The sequence below is a fragment of the Alphaproteobacteria bacterium genome, from assembly GCA_040905865.1.
Taxonomy (GTDB): domain Bacteria; phylum Pseudomonadota; class Alphaproteobacteria; order UBA8366.
This window is the reverse complement of record JBBDQU010000010.1, coordinates 29,050-49,842: the sequence shown is the minus strand read 5'-3', so window position 1 is coordinate 49,842 and position 20,793 is coordinate 29,050. Positions and strand designations below refer to the sequence as shown.

Annotated in this window: 18 protein-coding genes; 4 read left to right on the top strand and 14 right to left on the bottom strand. The window is 61.1% G+C overall.

All coding sequences use genetic code 11. From position 1 onward, the window contains the following. Positions 1-9 precede the first annotated feature (9 nt). The 11 genes from WD767_02870 to WD767_02820 form a co-directional block, all read right to left on the bottom strand. Positions 10-1,287 (bottom strand): 2Fe-2S iron-sulfur cluster-binding protein, encoded by a 1,278-nt coding sequence (locus WD767_02870; protein MEX2615016.1) that lies wholly within the window; start codon positions 1,285-1,287, stop codon positions 10-12. Between the two features lie 21 nt (positions 1,288-1,308). Next, positions 1,309-2,841, bottom strand: a complete 1,533-nt coding sequence (locus WD767_02865; GenBank protein ID MEX2615015.1) for a hypothetical protein — start codon at positions 2,839-2,841, stop codon at positions 1,309-1,311. A gap of 137 nt (positions 2,842-2,978) precedes the next feature. Further along, on the bottom strand, positions 2,979-4,985 hold the full coding sequence (locus WD767_02860) for a multiheme c-type cytochrome (protein ID MEX2615014.1): 2,007 nt from the start codon (positions 4,983-4,985) through the stop codon (positions 2,979-2,981). A gap of 134 nt (positions 4,986-5,119) precedes the next feature. Then, the gene (locus tag WD767_02855) at positions 5,120-7,120 is read right to left on the bottom strand and encodes a hypothetical protein (GenBank protein MEX2615013.1); all 2,001 of its coding nucleotides are present in this window, start codon (positions 7,118-7,120) and stop codon (positions 5,120-5,122) included. Continuing rightward, entirely contained in the window at positions 7,117-7,938 is an 822-nt protein-coding gene (locus tag WD767_02850; GenBank protein ID MEX2615012.1) for a hypothetical protein, read from the bottom strand. Before WD767_02850 ends, WD767_02855 begins: the two co-directional genes overlap by 4 nt. Then, positions 7,938-9,542, bottom strand: coding sequence for a cyclic nucleotide-binding domain-containing protein (locus WD767_02845; GenBank protein ID MEX2615011.1), 1,605 nt, complete (start codon positions 9,540-9,542; stop codon positions 7,938-7,940). The genes WD767_02850 and WD767_02845 overlap by 1 nt, the downstream gene beginning before the upstream one ends. Before the next feature lie 133 nt (positions 9,543-9,675). Beyond that, positions 9,676-10,623 (bottom strand): multiheme c-type cytochrome, encoded by a 948-nt coding sequence (locus WD767_02840; protein ID MEX2615010.1) that lies wholly within the window; start codon positions 10,621-10,623, stop codon positions 9,676-9,678. Between the two features lie 214 nt (positions 10,624-10,837). After that, positions 10,838-11,662, bottom strand: a complete 825-nt coding sequence (locus WD767_02835) for an MBL fold metallo-hydrolase (GenBank protein MEX2615009.1) — start codon at positions 11,660-11,662, stop codon at positions 10,838-10,840. A 294-nt stretch (positions 11,663-11,956) separates the two neighbouring features. Next, a complete protein-coding gene (locus WD767_02830) occupies positions 11,957-13,621 on the bottom strand; it encodes an acetolactate synthase large subunit (protein MEX2615008.1) in 1,665 nt (554 codons plus the stop codon). Positions 13,622-13,740: 119 nt separating this feature from the next. Then, positions 13,741-14,400: a flagellar motor protein MotB gene (locus tag WD767_02825; GenBank protein ID MEX2615007.1), complete on the bottom strand. Its 660-nt coding sequence runs from the start codon at positions 14,398-14,400 to the stop codon at positions 13,741-13,743. Continuing rightward, entirely contained in the window at positions 14,400-15,197 is a 798-nt protein-coding gene (locus WD767_02820) for a MotA/TolQ/ExbB proton channel family protein (protein MEX2615006.1), read from the bottom strand. Before WD767_02820 ends, WD767_02825 begins: the two co-directional genes overlap by 1 nt. A 121-nt stretch (positions 15,198-15,318) precedes the next feature. Between WD767_02820 and WD767_02815 the strand changes: the two genes are divergently transcribed. Continuing rightward, on the top strand, positions 15,319-16,593 hold the full coding sequence (locus WD767_02815) for a class I SAM-dependent RNA methyltransferase (protein MEX2615005.1): 1,275 nt from the start codon (positions 15,319-15,321) through the stop codon (positions 16,591-16,593). On the opposite strand, the gene WD767_02810 is transcribed toward WD767_02815, so the two are convergent. Continuing rightward, the gene (locus WD767_02810) at positions 16,594-16,887 is read right to left on the bottom strand and encodes a DUF3572 domain-containing protein (GenBank protein MEX2615004.1); all 294 of its coding nucleotides are present in this window, start codon (positions 16,885-16,887) and stop codon (positions 16,594-16,596) included. A gap of 149 nt (positions 16,888-17,036) precedes the next feature. On the opposite strand from WD767_02810, the gene WD767_02805 reads away from it, so the two are divergent. The 3 genes from WD767_02805 (at position 17,037) to WD767_02795 (ending at position 19,449) form a co-directional block, all read left to right on the top strand. Then, positions 17,037-17,801, top strand: coding sequence for a methyltransferase domain-containing protein (locus tag WD767_02805; protein MEX2615003.1), 765 nt, complete (start codon positions 17,037-17,039; stop codon positions 17,799-17,801). A 20-nt stretch (positions 17,802-17,821) separates the two neighbouring features. After that, positions 17,822-18,883 carry an isocitrate/isopropylmalate dehydrogenase family protein gene (locus tag WD767_02800; GenBank protein ID MEX2615002.1) on the top strand — a complete coding sequence of 354 codons (1,062 nt, stop codon included), beginning with the start codon at positions 17,822-17,824 and terminating at the stop codon, positions 18,881-18,883. A gap of 182 nt (positions 18,884-19,065) precedes the next feature. Then, a complete protein-coding gene (locus WD767_02795) occupies positions 19,066-19,449 on the top strand; it encodes a hypothetical protein (protein ID MEX2615001.1) in 384 nt (127 codons plus the stop codon). Positions 19,450-19,480: 31 nt separating this feature from the next. On the opposite strand, the gene WD767_02790 is transcribed toward WD767_02795, so the two are convergent. After that, entirely contained in the window at positions 19,481-20,206 is a 726-nt protein-coding gene (locus WD767_02790; GenBank protein MEX2615000.1) for a hypothetical protein, read from the bottom strand. 18 nt (positions 20,207-20,224) lie between these two features. Next, positions 20,225-20,686, bottom strand: coding sequence for a glycine/sarcosine/betaine reductase selenoprotein B family protein (locus tag WD767_02785; protein ID MEX2614999.1), 462 nt, complete (start codon positions 20,684-20,686; stop codon positions 20,225-20,227). Between the last annotated feature and the right edge of the window lie 107 nt (positions 20,687-20,793).

The following is a 20,793-nucleotide window of genomic DNA, read 5'->3' as shown; positions in this document are numbered from 1 at the left end:
GTCCAGGAACTAGGCGTTCAGAACCAGCGGTCCCTTTGGAATAGAAATACACGCAAGACACGAGCCCGATTCCGGCTTTTCACCAGGCTCTGAAATATAGTCGACATCACCGGATTTGATGGCCGTAATGCACGTCCCGCAATTGCCTGCCCGGCACCCGAAGTCTATTTCGATGCCGTTTTCTTCAGCAAAATCGAGCAGGGAGCCGATACCGGGATCCCACTTCACCGATTTTCCGGACTTACCGAAGGTGACCTCGAATTCGGATGTCGCGGCGGCGGGCGCTCCTGTACCGGATGTATCGGCCTCTTTCTTTTTCTGGACCGTCGCGGGTCCGAACGCTTCGTAATTGATATGCTCTTCGGGTACGCCCCATTCGCGGAGTCCCTCGAAGAGCGAGTTCATCATTGGCGGCGGACCGCAGAAATAGTATTCGTAATTGCTCGACGGCAGGACGCGCTTGAAGAGATCCACCCCGACACGTTCACGATGATGGTAGTCCTTACCCTGAACGTCCGCGTCGGTCGCGTCGGAATAACAGACATGCAATGTGACGTTTTCGTGTTCCAGCGCCTTTTGCTCGAGATGTTCCTTCATGATGTGCTCGGCGCGATTGCGGACTCCATAGAAGAAATGCGTCTCGCGCGTGGAACCCGATGCCGTGATCTGGTTCAGCATGCTCATGACCGGCGTCAGTCCGATCCCGCCGCCGATCAGCACGACAGGCGTATGCTTCGTCGTATCCAGGTAGAAATGACCGCTCGGCGCCTTCACATCGAGAATGTCGCCTTCGTTTATGCTGTTATGGAAGAAGTTGGATGACAGCCCCGGCGGCACATCCGGCTTGTCGCGCGGTGGCGGTACGGCCTTGATCGATACCCGGTAGTAATCAGGATTGGGGCTGTCGGACAGGGAGTAACACCGCATGACCGGCTTCGACTGCCCTGGAACGTCAAGCCGGAAGGTCAGATACTGCCCCGGACTGAACGCCGGCAATGGCTTGCCGTCATGCGGCCGCAGATAGAACGAACAGATGCCGCCGCCTTCGGGAACCTTCCGCGCCACTTCGAATTTCCGGAAACCGTTCCATGAGAACTCGTTCTTTTCGCGCTCGAAATCCCATTTCCCCATGATCTCGGCGACCCGGGTCTGCATCAGCTTGCGTTCGGATTCCGCAATGCCCGTTGCCAGCCTGGCCGCGCGAAACCCGCCATACAGCAACTGCGCAACATAAAGCGTCAGCATCAGAAGAACGGCCAAAGCCGCAAACTGGATAACAGTCCCCATATCCCCCCCCTCGGCCGTCCGCTAGAACTTACGTCGCAATTCCAGGCGCGCGCCGCCAATGTCGTCTACATTTTCAAGCCAGCCATACATGGCGTCGGCCCGCACGATCCAAGCCGGGGAAATTGGCAACTGATAACGGATCCCCAGTGCATATTGCGAACCCTCCGCCGCGCGGCCGACATCGAAGTCCCCGCCAATCGGCTGAACCGTCGCGGCCTCCACAACAATCTGCTGGTCCAGATTGAACAGATACTGAAGGCCGAGGGCGCCGCCATAGGTGTCGTGGCCCGTATCGTCAAGCTTGGGAAATCCGGTCAGTGCGTCTGTTTCGAAATTGATGCCGGTGTTCTTCAACAGCCCCGTATCATCCACCAGCGGCTGCGGCCGGTCCAGACCGACCCAGGCGTTGAAATAGGGGATCAGGGTCGACGGCTTCGACGTGAAGAACGAGCTTTCGAAAAGCAGGGCGACACCATCAGCTGTCTGCTGCTTTCCATCGGCGTCCTGTCCAAAGGTCCAGACCGCGCGCATGCTGTTGGACATCAACCGTCCGTAACGTTTCGAATGCGCGACCGTCGCGTTGGTATAGCTGAGATCGGAGAAATTGCCTTCGCCATCGACCCGGCCGATACCCGCTTCGATATAGGATTCACGCGTTTCGATGAATGTCGCAAATCCGTAAACGTTCACACCGTGGTCGGCCAGGTTGCCCTGCGCATCCTTGATCGCCGGGGTCGTTACCTTGTCAATCCCGCCGAAAAAGGTAAAATCCATATTGCTGATATCGAGCTTGGGGCTGTTCAGCGCCGGAATCGCGAAGGCGCCGCCGATAAATGCATCTTCCGCCCACACGCCGTTCTGGAAAATCACGGGCATCAGGCCAAAGGCGATTGGCAGGTCGAGCGACGTGTATTCATCCGAAAGGCCCGCATAGATGGCGCCCAGATCGCCTTCGAAAAACAGCGTCTCCAGGTTCAGGTCGAAGATCGCCTTGTTCTCATCGCGATCGTCGCCGAAGAACTCAACGCGTGAAAACTGCCCGCCCTGGTCGATCGGGCGTATGAAGGCATGAATTCTTTCGGTACCGGTCAGCTTCAGGTCGAGCTCGAGATTAAGCCGTGTTGCGATCTGCCCGACCTCTTTATCGCCGTTGTCGTTGAAGGCTACAGCCGTCCGCCAGTCGCCGGAAATGTTGAAGGCCGGGAACAGCAGGTTCTTCTCGCCGATGAGGTTGATTCCCTCGCCATAGACACCTTCGGTATAGATAGGCCGGCCCAGTTCTATCAGGGGCCTGGGCGCGTCTATCGCGGTCTTGCCGCCATAGATATTGATCTGCTCGCCGGCGTCATAGGGCTTGTCCTCATAAGACGGATCCGATCCGAACACATTCGTATCGTGCTCCACCGGTTTTGCATCCGGAGACATCGTGCGCGGTGCATCATGGCCTTCACTGGCCGCGAAGGCCGCGCCGGACAGTGTCAAGGCTGCCGCGATTGTCGCCGACCATATGGAACAACGGACAGTGATCCGATTTTCATAATTTCTGTTAGCCACGAACCCTACTCCCTGGGACAGATAACGACCGATTCACCCGATACGACCGTCTCCGGTCCTTTTAACTACCCCTATGGTTAACAAACCCCTAACCGTCTCGAAGCCGGGATGCATTGACATGCGTCCCGGGTGACGCCCTACTTGACCTCGAATTCGACGGTGTACGGATGGATATCCAGCATCCATTCGTTCATGGACTGCTCCATCTCGCTCGTCGCCCCGACGAACCGCATGAAGTAGATCGGCTCCGCCCGGCTGCGCAAACGCGCCGCAAGACGGTATTTGCCAGGCTTCTTCATGACACTCGCCGGGATGGTGTATTCGGCATCCCTTTTGCCCAGCGGCGGGATCGACCGCCCTTCCATCCGGACAAACGGCGGATGGTTCAGCACCGTTGTCGGCACGTTGATCGGGCGCAGGAACGGGCGCTGATCGATATCAAAACTGACCGGCAGGTACATTTCCCGATCCGTTCCCTTGACATTCGTCGTCAGGAACTTGGTCTGGAAATTGACCAGCTGGTCGTCAAATTCGATCTTGCCTGCCGCCACGTCCAGCGAATGGATATCGGCGAAATCGCCATTGCTGTCGACATATCCCGATTCCCAGACACGCTCGCCATCGGGATCGATAAGCGCGACGTTGAACCAGATCTCCGGCTGCGCGCCAAGCGAACCGGACGGCAGGTTATGACCGTCATCGGTATTCACGATGGTGTACTTGAAGCTGAGCGATTCGCCCGCTTCCGGATCGCCGGAGAAGAACGGGCCGTCAATGCGGCTGCCGTTTTCCATAACCTGGCGGCGCAATTCCCGCTTTTCTTCCAGGGCGACGATATTTTCCTGGATGATCTCGTTGGCTTCCTCACGGTCGCCGGGGTATTCCCAGATTTCCGGGAAACGGACGCCCAGAACCGACGCCATTTTTTCAACGGATTTCTTCACGACGTCCGGATCCGCGGTTTTCGCGGCAATAAGGGCGGCAAGCGCCTCCCTGACCCGCGGTTCCTTGCGGTCCGCCAGAAGTTCCGCCAGGGCATCCGTCTGTTCCGCGAAGGTTTTCCTGGCCTCGTCGTCGCTGGCGATATCCTCCACCGCATCGTCCAGGTCCTCGAAGATTTCCGCGATATCCTCAATGGAGGATTCGAACTCCTCGGTACCCCAACCGGCGCGATAGTCGAATTTCAACCATTCCTGCATGGTCCAGCGTTCGGCTTCCGGATTATGCGGGAAGACGCCGGGATGGGCGATCGGATAACCCGGACCATAGAAGGCGTGGTTGCTGTGCTTCCGGCCCGGATTGATCGGAACGCCGTTGACGACGGCAACCGGTGCGGTGGTGTACCCTTCGGCGCGTCCCGGAACCTTGCCCATGTGGCAGTCCTGGCAGGTAACGCCGTTCTTGGCGGCCGGCGAGTCGCGGTACTGTTCCCAGACGACTTCCAGCTTGATGCCGAGATTGACCGCGACCTGATGGCAGGAAGCGCAGAATTCGGATTGTGAAATCTGGCTGAACTTCACGACATTCGCATGCGTCTTGGCGCCGCGATCCTCTTCGGACGTCGCGATCTTGTATTCGTCCTTCTTGGCGATCACCTCATCGAATTTACTGTTCTCCAGCGACCCGTAAACCGGGTTGTGGATATTGCCGTAATTAATGCGACGTTCGCCGTTCTGGCCCCGGCCGTATTCTTCCGTGACGCGATGACAGGTGATGCAGGTGATGCCTTCGCTGGATACACGGCTGCGTTCCCAAAGGGGAAGTTCGCGCGGTTCGCCGCGCTGCGTGCCGACCTGCTGATGGCAGCGCACGCAGAATGTGCCGATCGTTCCCTGGGTCAGGTCGCTGATGGCCTGCTCGAACTTGTGAAACATCGGCGAGATCGACGCGTAGGCGTGATTCGACGACGCCCATTCCTTGTATATCTGCTGGTGGCACACGGCGCACTGGGATGCGCTGGGATAATTATCTTCTGCGAACATTTCCGCATGCGGGTCGCCTGCCGCTCCCGGCGTCGTCACGGCCTGCTGGATTGCGGCGCCCTGATCATCCGCCGATGCGGGCAATGCAAACAGCAGGGCGACGCCACACCCCAGGACGGCGAACCACCGCACGATGTTTCTGGAAAAGATCGAATTCAACATAACCAAATCCCTCTCGATCACCCCATCCCGATAAAAAGCACTATAGCATGCCCCCGGGACCCGACAATTCAATATGACGCATATCACACTTCGCGGATGCGACACGTTGCGCCAACGCAACACCCAGCCCTCTCTCAATTCGCCATTGGACCGCCTGTATTCTGGTCATTGTCCGTTGCTGACATGCGGTGCCTGAAACCATGTCCGTTGTGATATTCATGGCACAGCGTGCAGTCCTGCCGCACCTCGCCCTCCGCATGGCAACCGATACAGGTATTATTTTCAATCGATTTAAAGTTGCTTGCGAACTTGTTTGGATCGAACTGCTTGAACGCGGCGTCGAAATCCGCTTCCTGATCCATTTTGTGACAGGTTTCACACGCCTGTTCCATTCCAAGCAAATTCAGATGCGGCACATGCGAATAGCGGACATGGCGCTGCTTGGATTCGGCGCCGAGTTTCCAGCCTATAGTGAGAGTATCGGCATTTTCCGCATCCGCGTTCACCGAATGACACTTCGTGCAGGCGCCGACCCCATCCGAGCCGCCAATCATCGTATCGCGAAAATCCTCGTCGATGCCCTCGCCGCCGGCCGCGGCCAGTTCAACCCAGGCCCTGGCAACCGGATCCGCATGTCGCACCGGCTTGTACCGCAGCGAAAGGGCATCGGCATACCAGCCCCCGGCGATCGGATCCGCCGGCGCTTCGTATTCGACATTGGACGCCCATGCGCAACCGACACGGTGTACGAGATCCGAGGACAGTCCGGCGAACAGCGTATCTGCGGGAACGCCGCGTCCTTCGACGGCGCCCTCAAACGCCTCGCCGCCTTCATCGATCATCGCCAGAACAAGATCGCGGACAGGTTCGGTATACTCTTCCATGTCCCCGCCATCCTCGATCCCCAGCAGCATGACCGCAGCGGCGGGCAGGAATTCGATCGAAACCGACAGGAATTCTTCTTCTTCCGCCCCGTCGCCGGCGGCAAGTCCCAAGCGGCTTTGCAGCGCCTTCATGCTTTTTTCTATACCCACGGTATCCTCGGCCACCAGGGCATCGGCGACGTTGTCGAAGATGTCCGACGCACTGTCCAGGTCGGCGACCGACGGCCCGCACGCTTCGCGGACGGCGGAAAGGTCAAATGGATTTTTTTCGAATTCGGGCAAAGTAAATACCACGATTTCACGGTCGGCAATCTGGCTCTCGTGGCATCCCGCGCAAGTCTGCTCGAACGCCTTGACCGGAACATTGCGGCCCGCGCGATCCGTATCGTGGCAGGCGACGCAACGGTCCTTCGGCGCCCGATCCGCGAAACGCTGATCCTCGAAATGCCTGGTGAAGTGACTCGTGTGGTTGAACGCGATGGCCGTTCGCCGGCGCGACGGGTAGGTTTCGGAAAACGGCGGATGTCCGTTTGAGAAACTGGCGAATTTCTGTTCATGGCACGCGTTGCATTGCGCGTCGGCCAGCTTGACGGTCGTCCCGTTCTCCCCTTTGTGTTCGGTGTGACACATCGTGCACTGTGTCTGGCGTTCCGCGCCGGCACTGGCATTCTGGAAGGTTTCGTTATGCGGCGCCGATGCCGGGCCGTTGAAGGTATGGCAGGTTTCGCAGGACTGGGACAGTTCGCCCGGCGACCAGGCGGCCTGCAGCCAGTTCGCCGCATCCTGACCATGCGGCTGGTGGCAAGTCGCACAGCCTTCGCTACTGGAAAACTTCGAATGCGCACCGGATATTTCACCGGGGTTCACCGAGCTAATCGCGCGCGCATCGTCGCCCATGAATCCGAAGGCCGACACCAGCGCCAGGACAAGCGCGGCCGCCAGCAGCGACAGGCGGCCGCGGAACCGGCGCAGGGACGGGATCGGCCGACACGCCGCGTGCTGATTACAACATCGTCCGTCGGGCAGCGGTCCGGATTCGCACGGCCCGCCATTGCGGACGGAACGCCGGCACTCCCAGCGGCCGTTGCTGAAATAGGGCGTACATTCGCTGACGCCGCCACATGCCCCTTCGCTGGACGGTCCCCGGCCGCAAGGCTTGCCCCAGAAGCTTAACCTGCCGCAGCGATACGGGAAGTTCGGTCGCTCATAGGGGCTCTTGTCCTGCCTGAACCGGTCCGGATCTGTAATCATAGCGCGTACACATTCACCAAAATGAGGTGCCAGACGGCCACGAGTATTACAGCCATTGCCAGCGGCACATGCACCAACAGCCACTTTTTCAACAGTTCCTGACACGCATAATGCCGGTCTATCAGGCATTTGAGCTCGCCGAGCTCGATAATCTGATCGAAATATGCCCTTTCGGGATCGTTAAGGTAGCGACTGGCGGCGGAACCGGGCCCCCGCAGCCAGTGCCCCGCGGCATCGCCGCCGACAATATGGCTGATCCGGAATCGCGGGCGGGCGAAAAACCAGCTCAACGTCCCGATATAATGCTGGGCGACCGTATCGCTGCCCGTTTTTTCCGTGCATTCCAGCACGAGCGCCTCGATTTTTTCGCGGATTTCCGCGAGTTCGGCGGGTATGCGTTCAAAGATGATCTCGATTTCGGTCTGCGCCAGACGGCGAGGCAGCATGCGGGACAGACCGTAGCCGACTATGCCGCTGAGGCTGACCAGATAAAAAAGCCCCGTCAGTACCTGCTCGTAGAGTCCGACCGGCCAGATCGTTCCCGTGTGCAGCCAGAACATTGCCAGCGCCAGGATTCCGGCCACCACGTGGAAGGCGAGCCAGACGCTCGCCCGGCCGACCGGCAGCATCGAGAGCCGCTTGCGGGCATTGAGGAAGCCCAGAAGCAACATCAGGACAAACAGCGTGTAGCCGGTCAGAATAGCGGGATTGCCGAGATTTTCCCACGTATCGCGCGCCGCCCAGGCCGTCAGCCCAAACACAGCCGCGCTCAGGACGCAGAATGTCGTTACGGGCACGGCGGAATAGCGTTGGGACATCAACCCGCTCCCGCCGGGTTGAATTCCCGGAAATGGACCCGACGCAGCGCGCCATACGGGCACGCCCGGACACAGGCGGGGCCACCGGGATTACTGTCGCAGAAATCGCATTTGGTCGCCTTGAAGATCGGCTTGCCGGTATTCGGGTCGGCGATCGTATGGCCGTCCTTCGTCCGGATCGCGACCATCGCGATGTTGTTGTACGGGCATGAATTCGCGCAGGTCGCGCAACCGATACAGGTCAGGTCGTTGATGACGACGATGCCGGTTTCAACGGTTCGATGGATCGCCCCGGTCGGGCAGCCGATCATGCAGACCGGATCCGCGCAATGCATGCAGGCATTGGCCACCATGATGTTATCGAATGTCCGCCCATGCCGGCGAAAGCGCGGATTGCCGCCATGGGTCGACGCGCAGGCGCGGACGCAATCGTCGCAACGCACGCAACGCTCCAGGTCGATCACCATCGATCGCGTCGCGTTGATGAAGCGCTCCTCGACCGCCCACTCCATCATGGCGTCATCGGCGACCGGCTTCGACGCGATATCCATCGTCGTCGATGTCGGCTGCTCCATGAACGGAAAAACATGTTCTTCCAGGATCGGGGCCGGCACCCGGATAACGTCGACATAGCCCAGCGCCGTCAGCGTCGTGTACAGCGCAATGTCCGGAATGTCGGGATTTTTCCAGGCCGCGTACAGTTCGCCCAGCCCGAAATGGTCGCCGGCGCCAAGATAGGTCAGCGTCCGCTCCCCATTGCCGTGCTTCACGCTGACCCGGGCAAAACCGGCGCGGATCATCAGCACGCCGTCGGGATACTCGCCCTGCCTTGCAATCACCGGTTCCTTGGCGTTGCCGCTCTGGCGCTGCTTCTGGAATGCGACATTCCAGTCAAATGCGCCATACGTCTCGAACAGAACCTTGTCGACAACGGACTGCAGGGCATTTTCGTCCAGGCGCGAAAACATGATGCTTTCCTGCAGATGCGTCTTCAGCGCATTTTCGCGGTAGCGCTGGTCGATCATCCGGCGCCAGCCTTCGTCATACTTGCGCAGTTCACGCAGCCCCTGCCAGCGGATTTCCAGCAGGGTCGCTTCCTGTTCGGCGAAAATCGTCGCTGTCCGCGGCACACGCCCCAGCGCCGCCAGTTCCCCGAACAGGGCGCCGTCTTCCAGCTTTGCGGTGCGGTGCCTGTCCAGCACAGCCGGCACGTCCTGCAGGAATACCCGGGCATTCGCACTGTCGGACCCGCCGCGCAGCCCCTGCCCCTGATAGCGCGAAATGTCGCGCACCTCGGGCACTGTCGAATTTGTCCAAAGTTGCGAAAGCGCCTCGAAGAACCCTTTTTTCCCGGTCTGCTGGCGCCCCAGCAGCGATTGCGGCAATTCCGGCGCCAGCACGACCCGGAGGCTACCTTCCAGAACCAGAAACGCCGAGTTTCCGTAGTCGCCTTCCCGGACGACGATATCGCCGGCCCGGAACCGGACGATCCGCGTATCGTTCAGAAGCACCCCCTTCAGGGGGGTGTGTTTGGGGAAATTATCCGCTTCGATAGCCGCGATGTCCGGACGGCGCAACAGCGACTCGACATCGCTTTCGGTCATTTCCGCACCGAATGGCGTCGACCACCGTTGCGGCCGCTCCATAGTTGCTCTACCCGCGAGATCCACCAAGCCCATTGCCCCCGAAACGCTGCTGGCCGTTATACACCTTCCCGCCCCAGGCGGGAGGATCGCCCTATTTACGGTCCTTCGGAAGCATGTCGCCAACGGCTCCTGTCAGATCCTTCCCCTTGACCGCCGCCGCCAGCGCGCGGCCGTTTGCAACACTGGGATCGGCAAGCAGCGCGCCGGCTTCCGGCACCTGCGCCTTGACCGCGTTCAGCGCCGTCGTCGCGGTGGCGATCCGCTTTTCCTGAGCCTCCTTGTACTTGGCGTGGTCGGATTTCGACATCGCCTTCGTCGCACTCACCAGCGCGGCAGCCTGGCCGACAACGTACATCTGGGACAGTTCGGCCGGCGTCATCTCCTTGTTAACGGTCACGTCCGGAGGATAGAAGCGGTGGCGCACCGTGCCCTGGCTATAGCTGACCAGTTCGAATTCCGGCTTGATCGGGTGCCCGGCGTCCAGCATCGCGGCCGCATCCTTGGCCTCCAGTTCATCCCGCGCCAGCCCGTGACAGCCCATGCAGTTCGACGCCACGTCAAACAGCTTGTCCGGACGGATCATCCCGGCCGCTTCGGCCTTCGCGATCCGTTCGGCCTTGTGTTCGGCGGTTTCGTCTTCCCGCTTCACGCCCGCGCCGTAATCGTTGTGGACGGCGATCCAGTCGGACGCCGCACCGTGGCAGCTTTCGCAGGATGGACCCGCAACCTGCTTCGGCCTCGCGCTTTCATCCTTCTGCTCGTCACTGTAATGGCAGATCGTGCAGGTTTCGGACCGCTTCATGCGTTTGTCGCCGACGGCCTCCACGATGTCGTCGGCTTTATCGTGCCGGTGAATATCCTTGAAGGACTTGAAATGCGCCGTGCCTTCCCAGACCGTTGCCTCGGCCGTATGGCACTCCTGGCATTTCTTTGGACCGACGTTGAACGGCGCCGCCTGCGTTTCCGCCGCGAATCCGATGAAACCGCTGACCACCACAAACGACAGAACCGAGAATATTGTCACCAAGAATTTGTTCAAAACTATTCCCCCTGCGGTATATCGGTTTCACGGACCGTTCAACGGAAGCCATCCGTATCACGCATTGCCGGATGCAAACTACCGCCCGAACGGAGCAATCTCAAGTCCATATTCTCGAAGGACCGGCAAATATTACGGATGAAATGTTAAGCAAAAGAGAATCCGCACCGCACTGGCCTGCCGGTGTTGACGCCGATACAACGTCAGGCGGCTCTTAAAGCAGATTGATTCGCATGTTTTCGCGAGCCACGATCGCCCCCGGCCAGACGGAGCGCGATTCCGCTTCAAGCTGCTCCATGAATCCGTCTTCATGATCCGGGTCATGATGGAAGATCGCCAGCATCTTGGCGTCCGCGGCGCGCGCCAGACGCACGCCCTCCTGCCATGTGGAGTGCCCCCAGCCGACCTTGCCGGGAAATTCATCATCGGTATATGTCGAATCGTAGATCACCAGATCGGCGCCTTCGATCAGCGCCAGCACGTTTTCGTCCGGCTTGCCCGGCACATGCTCCGTATCCGTGACATAACACATTGCCTTGCCCTTGTACTCGACCCGGTATCCTGTCGCGCCAAAGGGATGGTTAAGGGGCATGGTCCGTATCTGGATATTGTTATACAGCTTGAAGTTTTCGCCGGCCTTGAAATCCTCGAATTCCAGGGAACTCCGCATTGCCTCCAGCGGCACGGGAAATGTCGGCGTGGTCATCTGCCCTGCGAGGATACGCTTGATGCCGCCGTCCTCGCTGACATGCCCCGCCATGATCGTAAAGGAACTGCCTTCATGAAACGCGGGTGAAAAAAACGGAAAGCCGTTTATATGGTCCCAATGGGTATGCGACAGCAACAGATGCGCATCGTATACATTCTTGCGCATCAGCCAGTGGCCGAGATTCCGGATACCCGTCCCGGCATCGAATATCAGGCGTCGGCCGCCGCAAGAGACTTCGACGCAACTGGTATTGCCGCCGAAGGCGACGTGTTTCGGGGATGGCGTGGCGATGCTGCCACGAACGCCCCAGAACTTGACCTTGAAACTCATCGCCCACGACCTTCCGTTACCTTGTCCGCCACACCCCAAACACTAGAACGGATACGTCTAGTACAGCCCGCTTGTCCTGCACGCCACCTGGAAATCGCCGCTAACGCGAACCGGCAAGATCAAGAGGCACGTCAATCCCCACTCAAATTCCTTCAATCAACGGCTTATTTTCGAAGCGTTGCTGTGACGCCGGTCACTCCCTGTGACATTTAATTAAATTCCAACGATATCAGCACCGCCCGAAACGCCGCGACAACATCGGCCGGGGAGACTTCCGCCGCCCCGGCGCAATGGTCAGATCGTAAATTGAAGATCGCCCAGACGCTTGGTAAGTTTCATGTTTTCCGCATAGTCGATCGGCACGGCGAGCAGCGCCGGTCCGTCCTGTGCAAACGCTTCGGACAGCGCCGCGGGCAGCTGATCGGCGGCGGTGAGGGTCTTGCCCCACATGCCGAACGCCTGCGCCAGCAATTCGAAGTCCGGATTGCCGAATGACAGTTCGGAATGCTTGCCGTTGAAGTGGTTCTGCTGTTTCCACTTGATGAGGCCGTATTCGCCGTCGATCCAGACCATGATCACGGCATTCAGCTTGCGCCGGACCATCGTTTCCAGGTCCTGCACATTCATCAGGAATCCGGCATCGCCGCAGATCGCGAGGATCTTGCGGTCCGGCATCGCGATTTTCGCCCCCATCGCGCCGGGCAGGGCGAATCCCATGGAACAGAAGCCGTTGGAAATCAGGCAGGTATTCGGCGTATCGCACTGGTAGTAGCGCGAAATCCACATCTTGTGGGCGCCGACGTCGCTGAGCAGGATATCGTCCGGCCCCAGGGCCTCGCGGACATCCCAGAGAACCTTCTGCGGCTTCATCGGGAAGGATGCATCGTCCTTTTCCATCGCAAAATCGGCGAGGATCGCGTCGCGCATCTTCTTATGGTCGTTGATGTCGAACAGCGGCAGCTTGCCCTCGTTGTCGTAACGGAGATTTAGTTCCTCGTTGATCTGCCACAGCGCATCGGCCACATCGGACACGATATCGACTTCCACCGGATAATCGGAATCGACCTCGGCCGGCCAGAAATCGATATGGACGATCTTCTTGCCGCCCGACTTGTTCCAGAAGGCCGGGGAGAATTCGACCAGGTCATAGCCGACCGAAATTATCACATCGGCCGCTTCCGTTGCGGCGATGATGTGGTCGCGGCCCTGCAGCCCCATCGTGAACAGGCAGTGCGGATCGGTCCGCGGGACCGCGCCCTTGCCCATGAAGGTGTTGACCACGCCAATGCCGGATTTGTGCGCGAGGCGCTTGAGCTGCTGTGCGGCCCGTTTGCGAACGGCGCCGTTCCCGGCGATGATCAGCGGCTTCTTCGCCGACGCAATAACATCGACCGCCTGCCGGATCGCCTTGTGATCGGCGGCGGGGCGGCGGGTCCTGCCAGTCTTCATCGGCGCTAGGTTGACGTCTTCCTCGGCGATGTCTTCCGGGAATTCGATAACCGTCGCGCCGGGCTTTTCCGCTTCCGCGATCTTGAAGGCCTTGCGCACGACTTCGGGAATGTTCCGTGCGTCGTAAATCGACTGCGCCCATTTGGAAATCGGCCGGAACATGGCAATCGCATCCATGTTCTGATGGCTTTCCTTGTGCAGCCGCGTCGTCGAGGCCTGCCCGATAATGGTCACGACGGGCGCGCGGTCCATATTGGCGTCGGCCACCCCTGTCACCAGGTTGGTCGCCCCCGGCCCGAGCGTCGCGAGGCAGATACCGGACTTGCCGGTCAGGCGTCCATATACGTCCGCCGCGAAGGCCGCCGCCTGCTCGTGCCGACACAACACAAAATCGATCGGACTATCGTTCAGGGACAGCATCGTATCGGCATTCTCCTCACCCGGAATGCCGAAAATGTGCTCGACGCCCTCGTTTTCGAGACAGCGCACAAATAAATCAGAAGCCTTCATTAAAGTCCCCTCTTTTCTCTGGCCGATAAATCAAGAAATTCGCCCCACGCCGCAGAGTATGCCGCACGAACCCGTCAGGTAAAAGCGAACAATACGTTTCCCGTCGGCACCTGACATTATCATGGATGCAGCCGAATGGTTATGCGCCGGTTCTTCTCCCTGTTTCCGGGGATGACTTCCCCGAACAGGTCCCGGTTCGGATATTTCGGTTTCACATCCGCATAGCCGGAAGCCTTCATCCGGTCCGGCTGAGTACCGGCCCCGATCAGATAGCGGACAACGCCGGTCGCGCGCGCCGTGGACAATTCCCAGTTCGAGGGGAATTCCGGCGTATTGATGGGCGAATCGTCCGTATGCCCTTCCACATCGACGTAGTACAGGTCGTAAGGCGGCTGCTCCAGCTGGTAGGAAATCTCGATCAGGATCTGTTCGGCCTCGGGCAGCAGTTCCGCGGAACCGGACCGGAAAAAGGACCGGCTGGCGAATTCGATCACCACGCCAGCCTCGTCGAATCCCGTATGCACTTCCTGCTGGTCGATCTGCACCCTGTCAAGGATGGAATTCAGGTTCTGCGACAGCTTGAACATCGGCCGCTCGGGCGCTTCCTCCGCGCCCAGCTTGTCCTTGATGCCGGCCATGGCTTCCTCGAATTTCGGCAGATCGATTTTCGAGAACGACACCAGCATGACGAAGAACGCCATCAGCAGCGTGATCGCATCCGCGTAGGTCGTCAGCCAGCTTTCGTCTTCTTCAGGCGGGGACTTGGCGCGCTTCGCCATCACCTGTCCTTCATCTGCTGGTCGATGTTGAAACGGATCGACGGGTCGAGGAAGCTGTTCATCCGGTCCTGGATGAAACGGGGGCTGCGCTTTTCCGACAGCAGGGCAAAGCCCTCCACCATCAGTTCATGACGAAAGCGGAGAATTTCCTGGCGCTGCTGAAGCTTGTTCGCCGCCGGCACGAACACCATGCGGGAGAGCATCACGCCGTACAGCGTCGTATTCAGCGCGACCGCCAGACCGGGGCCCAGCATTTCAGGATTGCTGCCCATGGCGTCCAGCATCACGATCAGCCCGATCAGCGTTCCGATCATGCCGAAGGCCGGCGCTGTCCCGCCCATGGTCCGCAGGATATTGGCGGGCACCATGTTGCGCTCGAAGGTGTGATCCGCCACGGCCTGGAGAGTCTCGCGGACATCCTTGCCATCGTAACCGGTGATCAGCAGTTCCACGCCGAAGACCAGAAACTGGTCCGACGCGACTTTCTTTATTTCATCTTCAAGCGGCAGAAATCCCTTTTCCTTGACCAGGTAACCCCAGCGGATAATCCGCCCGACCTCCATGTTCAGGACATTTCGGTTGACGCGCTGCGGCAGAAAGGTGCTGCCGATCCCCTTGAGCGCCAGGATGACGTAACGCGCCTCCTGACCGACAAAGGTCGCGGCCAGGGTCCCGCCAACCACCAGAATAAAGCTCGGCAAGTCCAGAAACAGTCCAAAATTGTTTGTCGCAAGCAGAATCGAGCCGATAAACAGGCCGATGGCAGCAAGAAATCCGAAGAATGTCGCAAAGGACATGAAGCCTCATCACCCGCCGGCCGATAATATGGCTGGCCCCCACCCAAACTCTTCCCCAGTATGGCAACGATATCGTTAACGCTAACGGTCGTGAACCTTCATTAATATACATATATCAAGTATGAACAAATCGTTTCCAAATAATAACCGCCTGTCGAAGGTAACAGTCGACAGTCTAGGCGTGCATGGCGATGGAATCGCAAATGCCGAAGGCGGGCGATACTTCATTCCCTATTCGGCGCCGGGCGACATACTTGACCTGCGCATTGGCGCCAGGCGCGAAGACGGTCATGCCGCCACGATCGAAACCATCATTCGCGGCGGGCCCGGCCGCACCGCACCCGCCTGCCGCCATTTTGAAACCTGCGGCGGCTGCACGCTGCAACACATCGAAACCGCCACCGTCGCGGCGATCAAGCGGGAACTCATCGCCGTGGCGCTGTCGCGGCACGGATTCCGCGACCTGGCCATAAGGCCCGCGATTTCCGTGCCGCCCGGTCAGCGGCGCCGTGTCCGGTTCGCCTTCTTCCGGGCGCAGAAGAACGCCTTCGGGTTCAGCGCGGCGCGTAGCAACCAGATCGTCGACATATCGGAATGTCCGGTCACCCGACCGGCGATTACGGCGCTCATTGCGCCGCTGAAGGCGCTCGCGGCGGACATCGCGTCGCTGGGCCGGCGGGCGGAATTCCTGGTCACGGAAACCGACAGCGGCATCGACCTGCTACTGCGGCCCGACAGGCGGGCGGATCCGGACCTGGACGAACGCATGGCCCTGGCGGCCTTCGCCGAACGGTACGATCTGGCGCGGATCGGCTGGGAGGCGCCGCAGGGATACGAACCGCTTGCGGCCAGACGGGCGCCGGAAGTCGCCTTCGGCCCGGCCCGCGTCGCCCTGCCGCCGAACGCCTTTTTGCAGCCCAGCCGGGGCGGCGAACGCGCCATTATGGATGCGGTTGGCGCCGCGGCGGCGGGGGCGAAAAACATTGCCGACCTCTATGCGGGCTGCGGCGCGCTCAGCTTCCCGTTATCGACCATCGCCCCTGTGCATGCCTATGAAGGCGATTCACAGATGGTCCAGGCGATCCGGCGGGCGGACAGCGAACGCGCCGTCACCGCCGAGATCCGCGACCTCGCCCGGCAGCCCCTGCGCCAAACGGAACTGAAAAACTTCGACACCATCGTCTTCGACCCGCCCCGCGCCGGGGCGAAGACACAGGCCGCGGCGATTGCCGAATCCGAGGCCGCTACGGTGATCGCCGTGTCCTGTAATCCGGCCACGCTGGGACGGGACCTGCGGCTGCTGGCGGATGGCGGCTACCGGATCGAGTCGGTGCAACCCATCGACCAGTTTCCCTGGTCGGCGCATGTCGAAGCGGTCGCGGTGCTGCGCCGCTGACTATTCTTCTACCGTCGCCCCAGGCATCAACTGGCGCGCGGTCAGCACCGATTCGGGACCGACCGACGCCCATTCGGCGAATTCGACGACCATGGCGTCGTCGCTCAGCAGGTAGTCGAGCACGCCGCCGAGAAAGGCCGGGTCCGCGGCGCGGGCGCGGATATCCGCCGGCCCGATGCCGCTTAGCGCGAGGAACCGGCCGAGGCGGTCGGAATCCTCGGCGATAAAAGCCAGGCAGCGAATGGCGAGCAGTTGCGCCGCATCGCTGCGTCCTGTTTCAACTGGATGCTTCATGCCGCCTACGTTATAGCACCTTCAATATGATTGATCAGATTCACGTATTCGGCTGGATCGCCGGATTCCAATCAAACACAATCTGATCTAAAAGCGTATGGTCCATCCGGGCAACCCGGAAATCGCCCGACTGCCGAAAGAAACGCCGCATGGCATGGAACCCAGGCCAGTACCTCGCCTTCGCCGGACCGCGCATGCAGCCGGCCATCGACCTGCTGGCCCGCATCCCGCAGGAAACGCCCGGCACGGTCATCGATCTGGGCTGCGGCCCCGGCAATATCACGCCGCTGCTGCGCCGGCGCTGGCCCGACGCAAGCATACTGGGACTCGACAATTCGGACACGATGCTGGCGCGCGCCCGCACGGCGATGCCGGATGAGACCTTTGAATTCGCCGATATCACGGAATGGACTCCGGCCACGCGGTACGACGTCGTTTTTTCCAACGCGGCCCTGCAATGGGTCCCGGATCACGACACGCTGTTCCCGCGGCTGCTGGGGTATGTCGCGCCCGGCGGAACGCTGGCCATCCAGATACCGCGCAACGACGACGCCCCGTCGCACAGGCTGATCGACGACGTCATCGAAGACGGCCCGTGGCGCGACCTGCTGGCGCCGATCCGCGACGCCAACCCGACGCAGAAGCCGGCATGGTACCGCAACCTGCTTGCCGGGCAGGCGAAAGACCTCGATATCTGGGAAACCGAATACCTGCAGGTCCTGGACGGCGACAATCCGGTCGCCGAATATACCAGGGGCAGCCAGTTGACCCGATACCTGGGAAAGATGGACGAACCCTGGCGCAGCGAATTCGAATCGCGGTACCGGGCCCTGGTCGCCAAAGCCTATCCACCGGAATCCGACGGCAGGACGCTGTTTGCGTTCCGCCGCCTGTTCATCGTGGCATCCGCCTGAATTCAACTGGAGTACAAGACGTGAAACTTCTCGTTCTCGCCGCCGACGGCATCGGCCCCGAAATCACCGGCGCGACGGTCAAGGCCGTCGAGGCCCTGAATCACCGGTTCAACCTGGGGCTGGAACTCACCCATGCCGAAGCGGGGCTGGAAAGCTATGAAAAGAACGGTACCACCCTGACCGAAGCGGTTCAGGCGCAGGTGATGGCGAGCGACGGCGTCATCCTCGGGCCGACCGATTCGCTGGTCTACCCGCCGGAGTCGCAGGGCGGCATCACCCTGTCGCCCTGGTTCCGCAAGAACCTGGACCTGTACGCCAACATCCGCCCGTCGCGGGCGCGGCCGGGGGTGCCCTGCCTGGCGTCGGACATCGATCTCGTCATCGCGCGGGAGAACACCGAAGGCTTTTATGCCGACCGGTCGATGTTCCAGGGATCGGGCGAATTCATGCCGACCGAGGACATGGCGCTGGTCGTGCGCAAGATCACCCGCGCGGCATCGGAGCGCATCGCCGAATCCGCCTGCCGGCTGGCGATGACCCGGCGCAGGAAGCTGACCATCGTGCACAAGCGCAACGTCCTGAAACTGTCCGACGGGCTGTTCTACGACGTGGTGCGCGGTGTCGCGGCGGATTACCCGGAACTGGAAGTGGACGATGTCATCGTCGATGCCATGGCCGCGCTGCTGGTGCGCAAGCCCGCCGCGTTCGACGTGGTCGTCACCACCAACATGTTCGGCGACATCCTGTCGGATCTGGCCGCGGAACTGTCCGGCGGGCTGGGTCTCGGCCCGTCGATCAATGCCGGCAAGGACCGCGCCATCGCCCAGGCCGCCCACGGTTCCGCCCCGGACATTGCCGGCAAGAACAGCGCCAACCCGACCGCGCTGATGCTGTCGGCCGGCATGCTGCTGGCATGGCTCGGCGAACGGCGCGGCCGCGAAGACCTGAGCGAGGCCGCCCGGCGGCTCGACGAAGCAGTCGATGCGCAACTGGTCGACCCGGCCGGTCGGACCGTTGATCTTGGCGGGAAACTGGGTACGGATGCATTCGGCGCGGCAGTCGCTGCCAGGATCGCGGGGTGAGGCCGTTGACGAAAAACCCTGTCCAACGAAACGGTTAGATAAAATAATACACAAGTTATCCACAAGATGTTGTCCGTTAACCCATCGTTAACGCATTACCTAGTAAAAATGTCGCTGCGATACGTTGGCCCCGTAAACCATGCGGGGCCGCTCTTCCAGGACAGGACCGGAAAGCGGTGACAATGCCCGATTTACCCGATGGACACGGCAGAAAGCCGCGCAGAACGGTCACCCATCGCAGCCAGTCCGGCGTCTACTTCGGGTTTACCGAGTTTGGAATCGACGACCCGCTGCCGAACGCGGCCGGTATATACCTGCTGGTGACCGACACCCTGGGACCCGATCGCTGGCGGATCATCCTTGTCGGCGAAACCGGCAACTTCGCGGCCGGCATCGCGCCGGTCGCGGCCGCGTCCGAAGCGCGGCGCCGGGGCGCGAGCCGGGTGCTGCTGCATTTTTCGCCGCTGGGCGGTCGCGAGCGGCTGGCCGCCGCCCAGGATATCTGGATGGCGAATCGCGCGCCGCTGGTTTCCTGGACGCCGGAAACGAACCGCCGGACCGCGTAGAATACCGCCGCGACAAGCCGCCCGTTACCACTCAGCCGCCCTGTGTCTTGGGCAGCATCGTCCGCTCCGCAAAAACCCGCAGATCGCCATCCGCGCTGGCGCGCGCCGCGTCGCGCACCCGCCGCATCAGCGCGCCCGCCGCGGTCCGGTCCCAGAACCAGCCCTGCACCTCCTGGCTGGACCGCCTGCCCGGCTGCGCGGTTCCCGCTTCGGAATAATACGCCAGGATATCGGTGAACGCGTCCTTGAAGGCGAAGGCCGGGGCCCGGTCCGGCAGCGGATTGTCGGCGGGAGTCCCCTCCAGGAACGACGCCACATAACGCGCCGCCGCCTCGATCTCCAGCCCGCTGACGCCGACCATGGTCCGTTTGCGGCGGTCCAGCGACAGCTGGTACCAGGGCGACAGTTCGCCGATTTCCCGCAGCATGGCGGTGACCGGTCCCTCATCCGCGGCGGGCGGGGCGCCGAAACTGACCGGGCAGACCCAGCCGGTCATGTCCAAGGATTTCGGCCCCGGCGCATCCTCGTCGAAATCCGCCAGCACCACCGGCCCGTCCGGCGATTCGAGCAGCGCCAGCGCGGCGCGCAGCACGCGTTTCTGGAATGCCGGTTCGTCCGGCGCGCCGAGCGGCCGGCCAAGTTCGAACGGCACCCACAGCGCCCGCGGCGGGCGGATCTTTTCCGCATGGGGCCGCACCAGCGCGATGGCGGTCGTCGCCAGCCCCTCTTCCTCGAAGTAATGGGCAAGCGCGCTCACGGCGCGCGTGCAGTTGGGTCAGACGGGGGTCAGGATGACCGCGTCGACCCGGTCCGCCTTCATCATGCCGGCCAGTTCCCGGGCGCTCGCCTCCATCGGCGCCGTATCCGTCGCGCCCATGAAGGAATAGTGGAAATCCGCGACCGACCCGATTTCCCCCGCCGCCGCCATCTCCTTCAGCCGGTCGATGGGGTAGACGACGTTCACGTCGTCCTGGAAGCCGGTGCGGTCGAAATTCACCGAGACATGGTTCATCAGCACGTCGGCGGTATCCGCGTCGCCCGCGATCACCCGGTAATCCGCCGCGCCGCGCGTAAACAGCTTCTCGCCGCGCAGGCTCAACCCGGCGGAGGTGACGATCGCCACCCGCCGTTCCGCCAGCGGCGGCCCCGTAACCCAGGGCGTGGTGTCGAATTGCGGCAGCGGCAGGCGCCGCAGGTGTTCCTGTTCGGACTCGACGAGGTCTTCCATCCGGGCCATGTGCGGTATCCTTCGTTCCGTTCAGTGGGGTTGCGGCGAATTATGGCGCAAGCGGCTGTCCCGTCATAGCCGCCCACCGCCGTTGCGCCGGATCGTCCGGGAGCGCT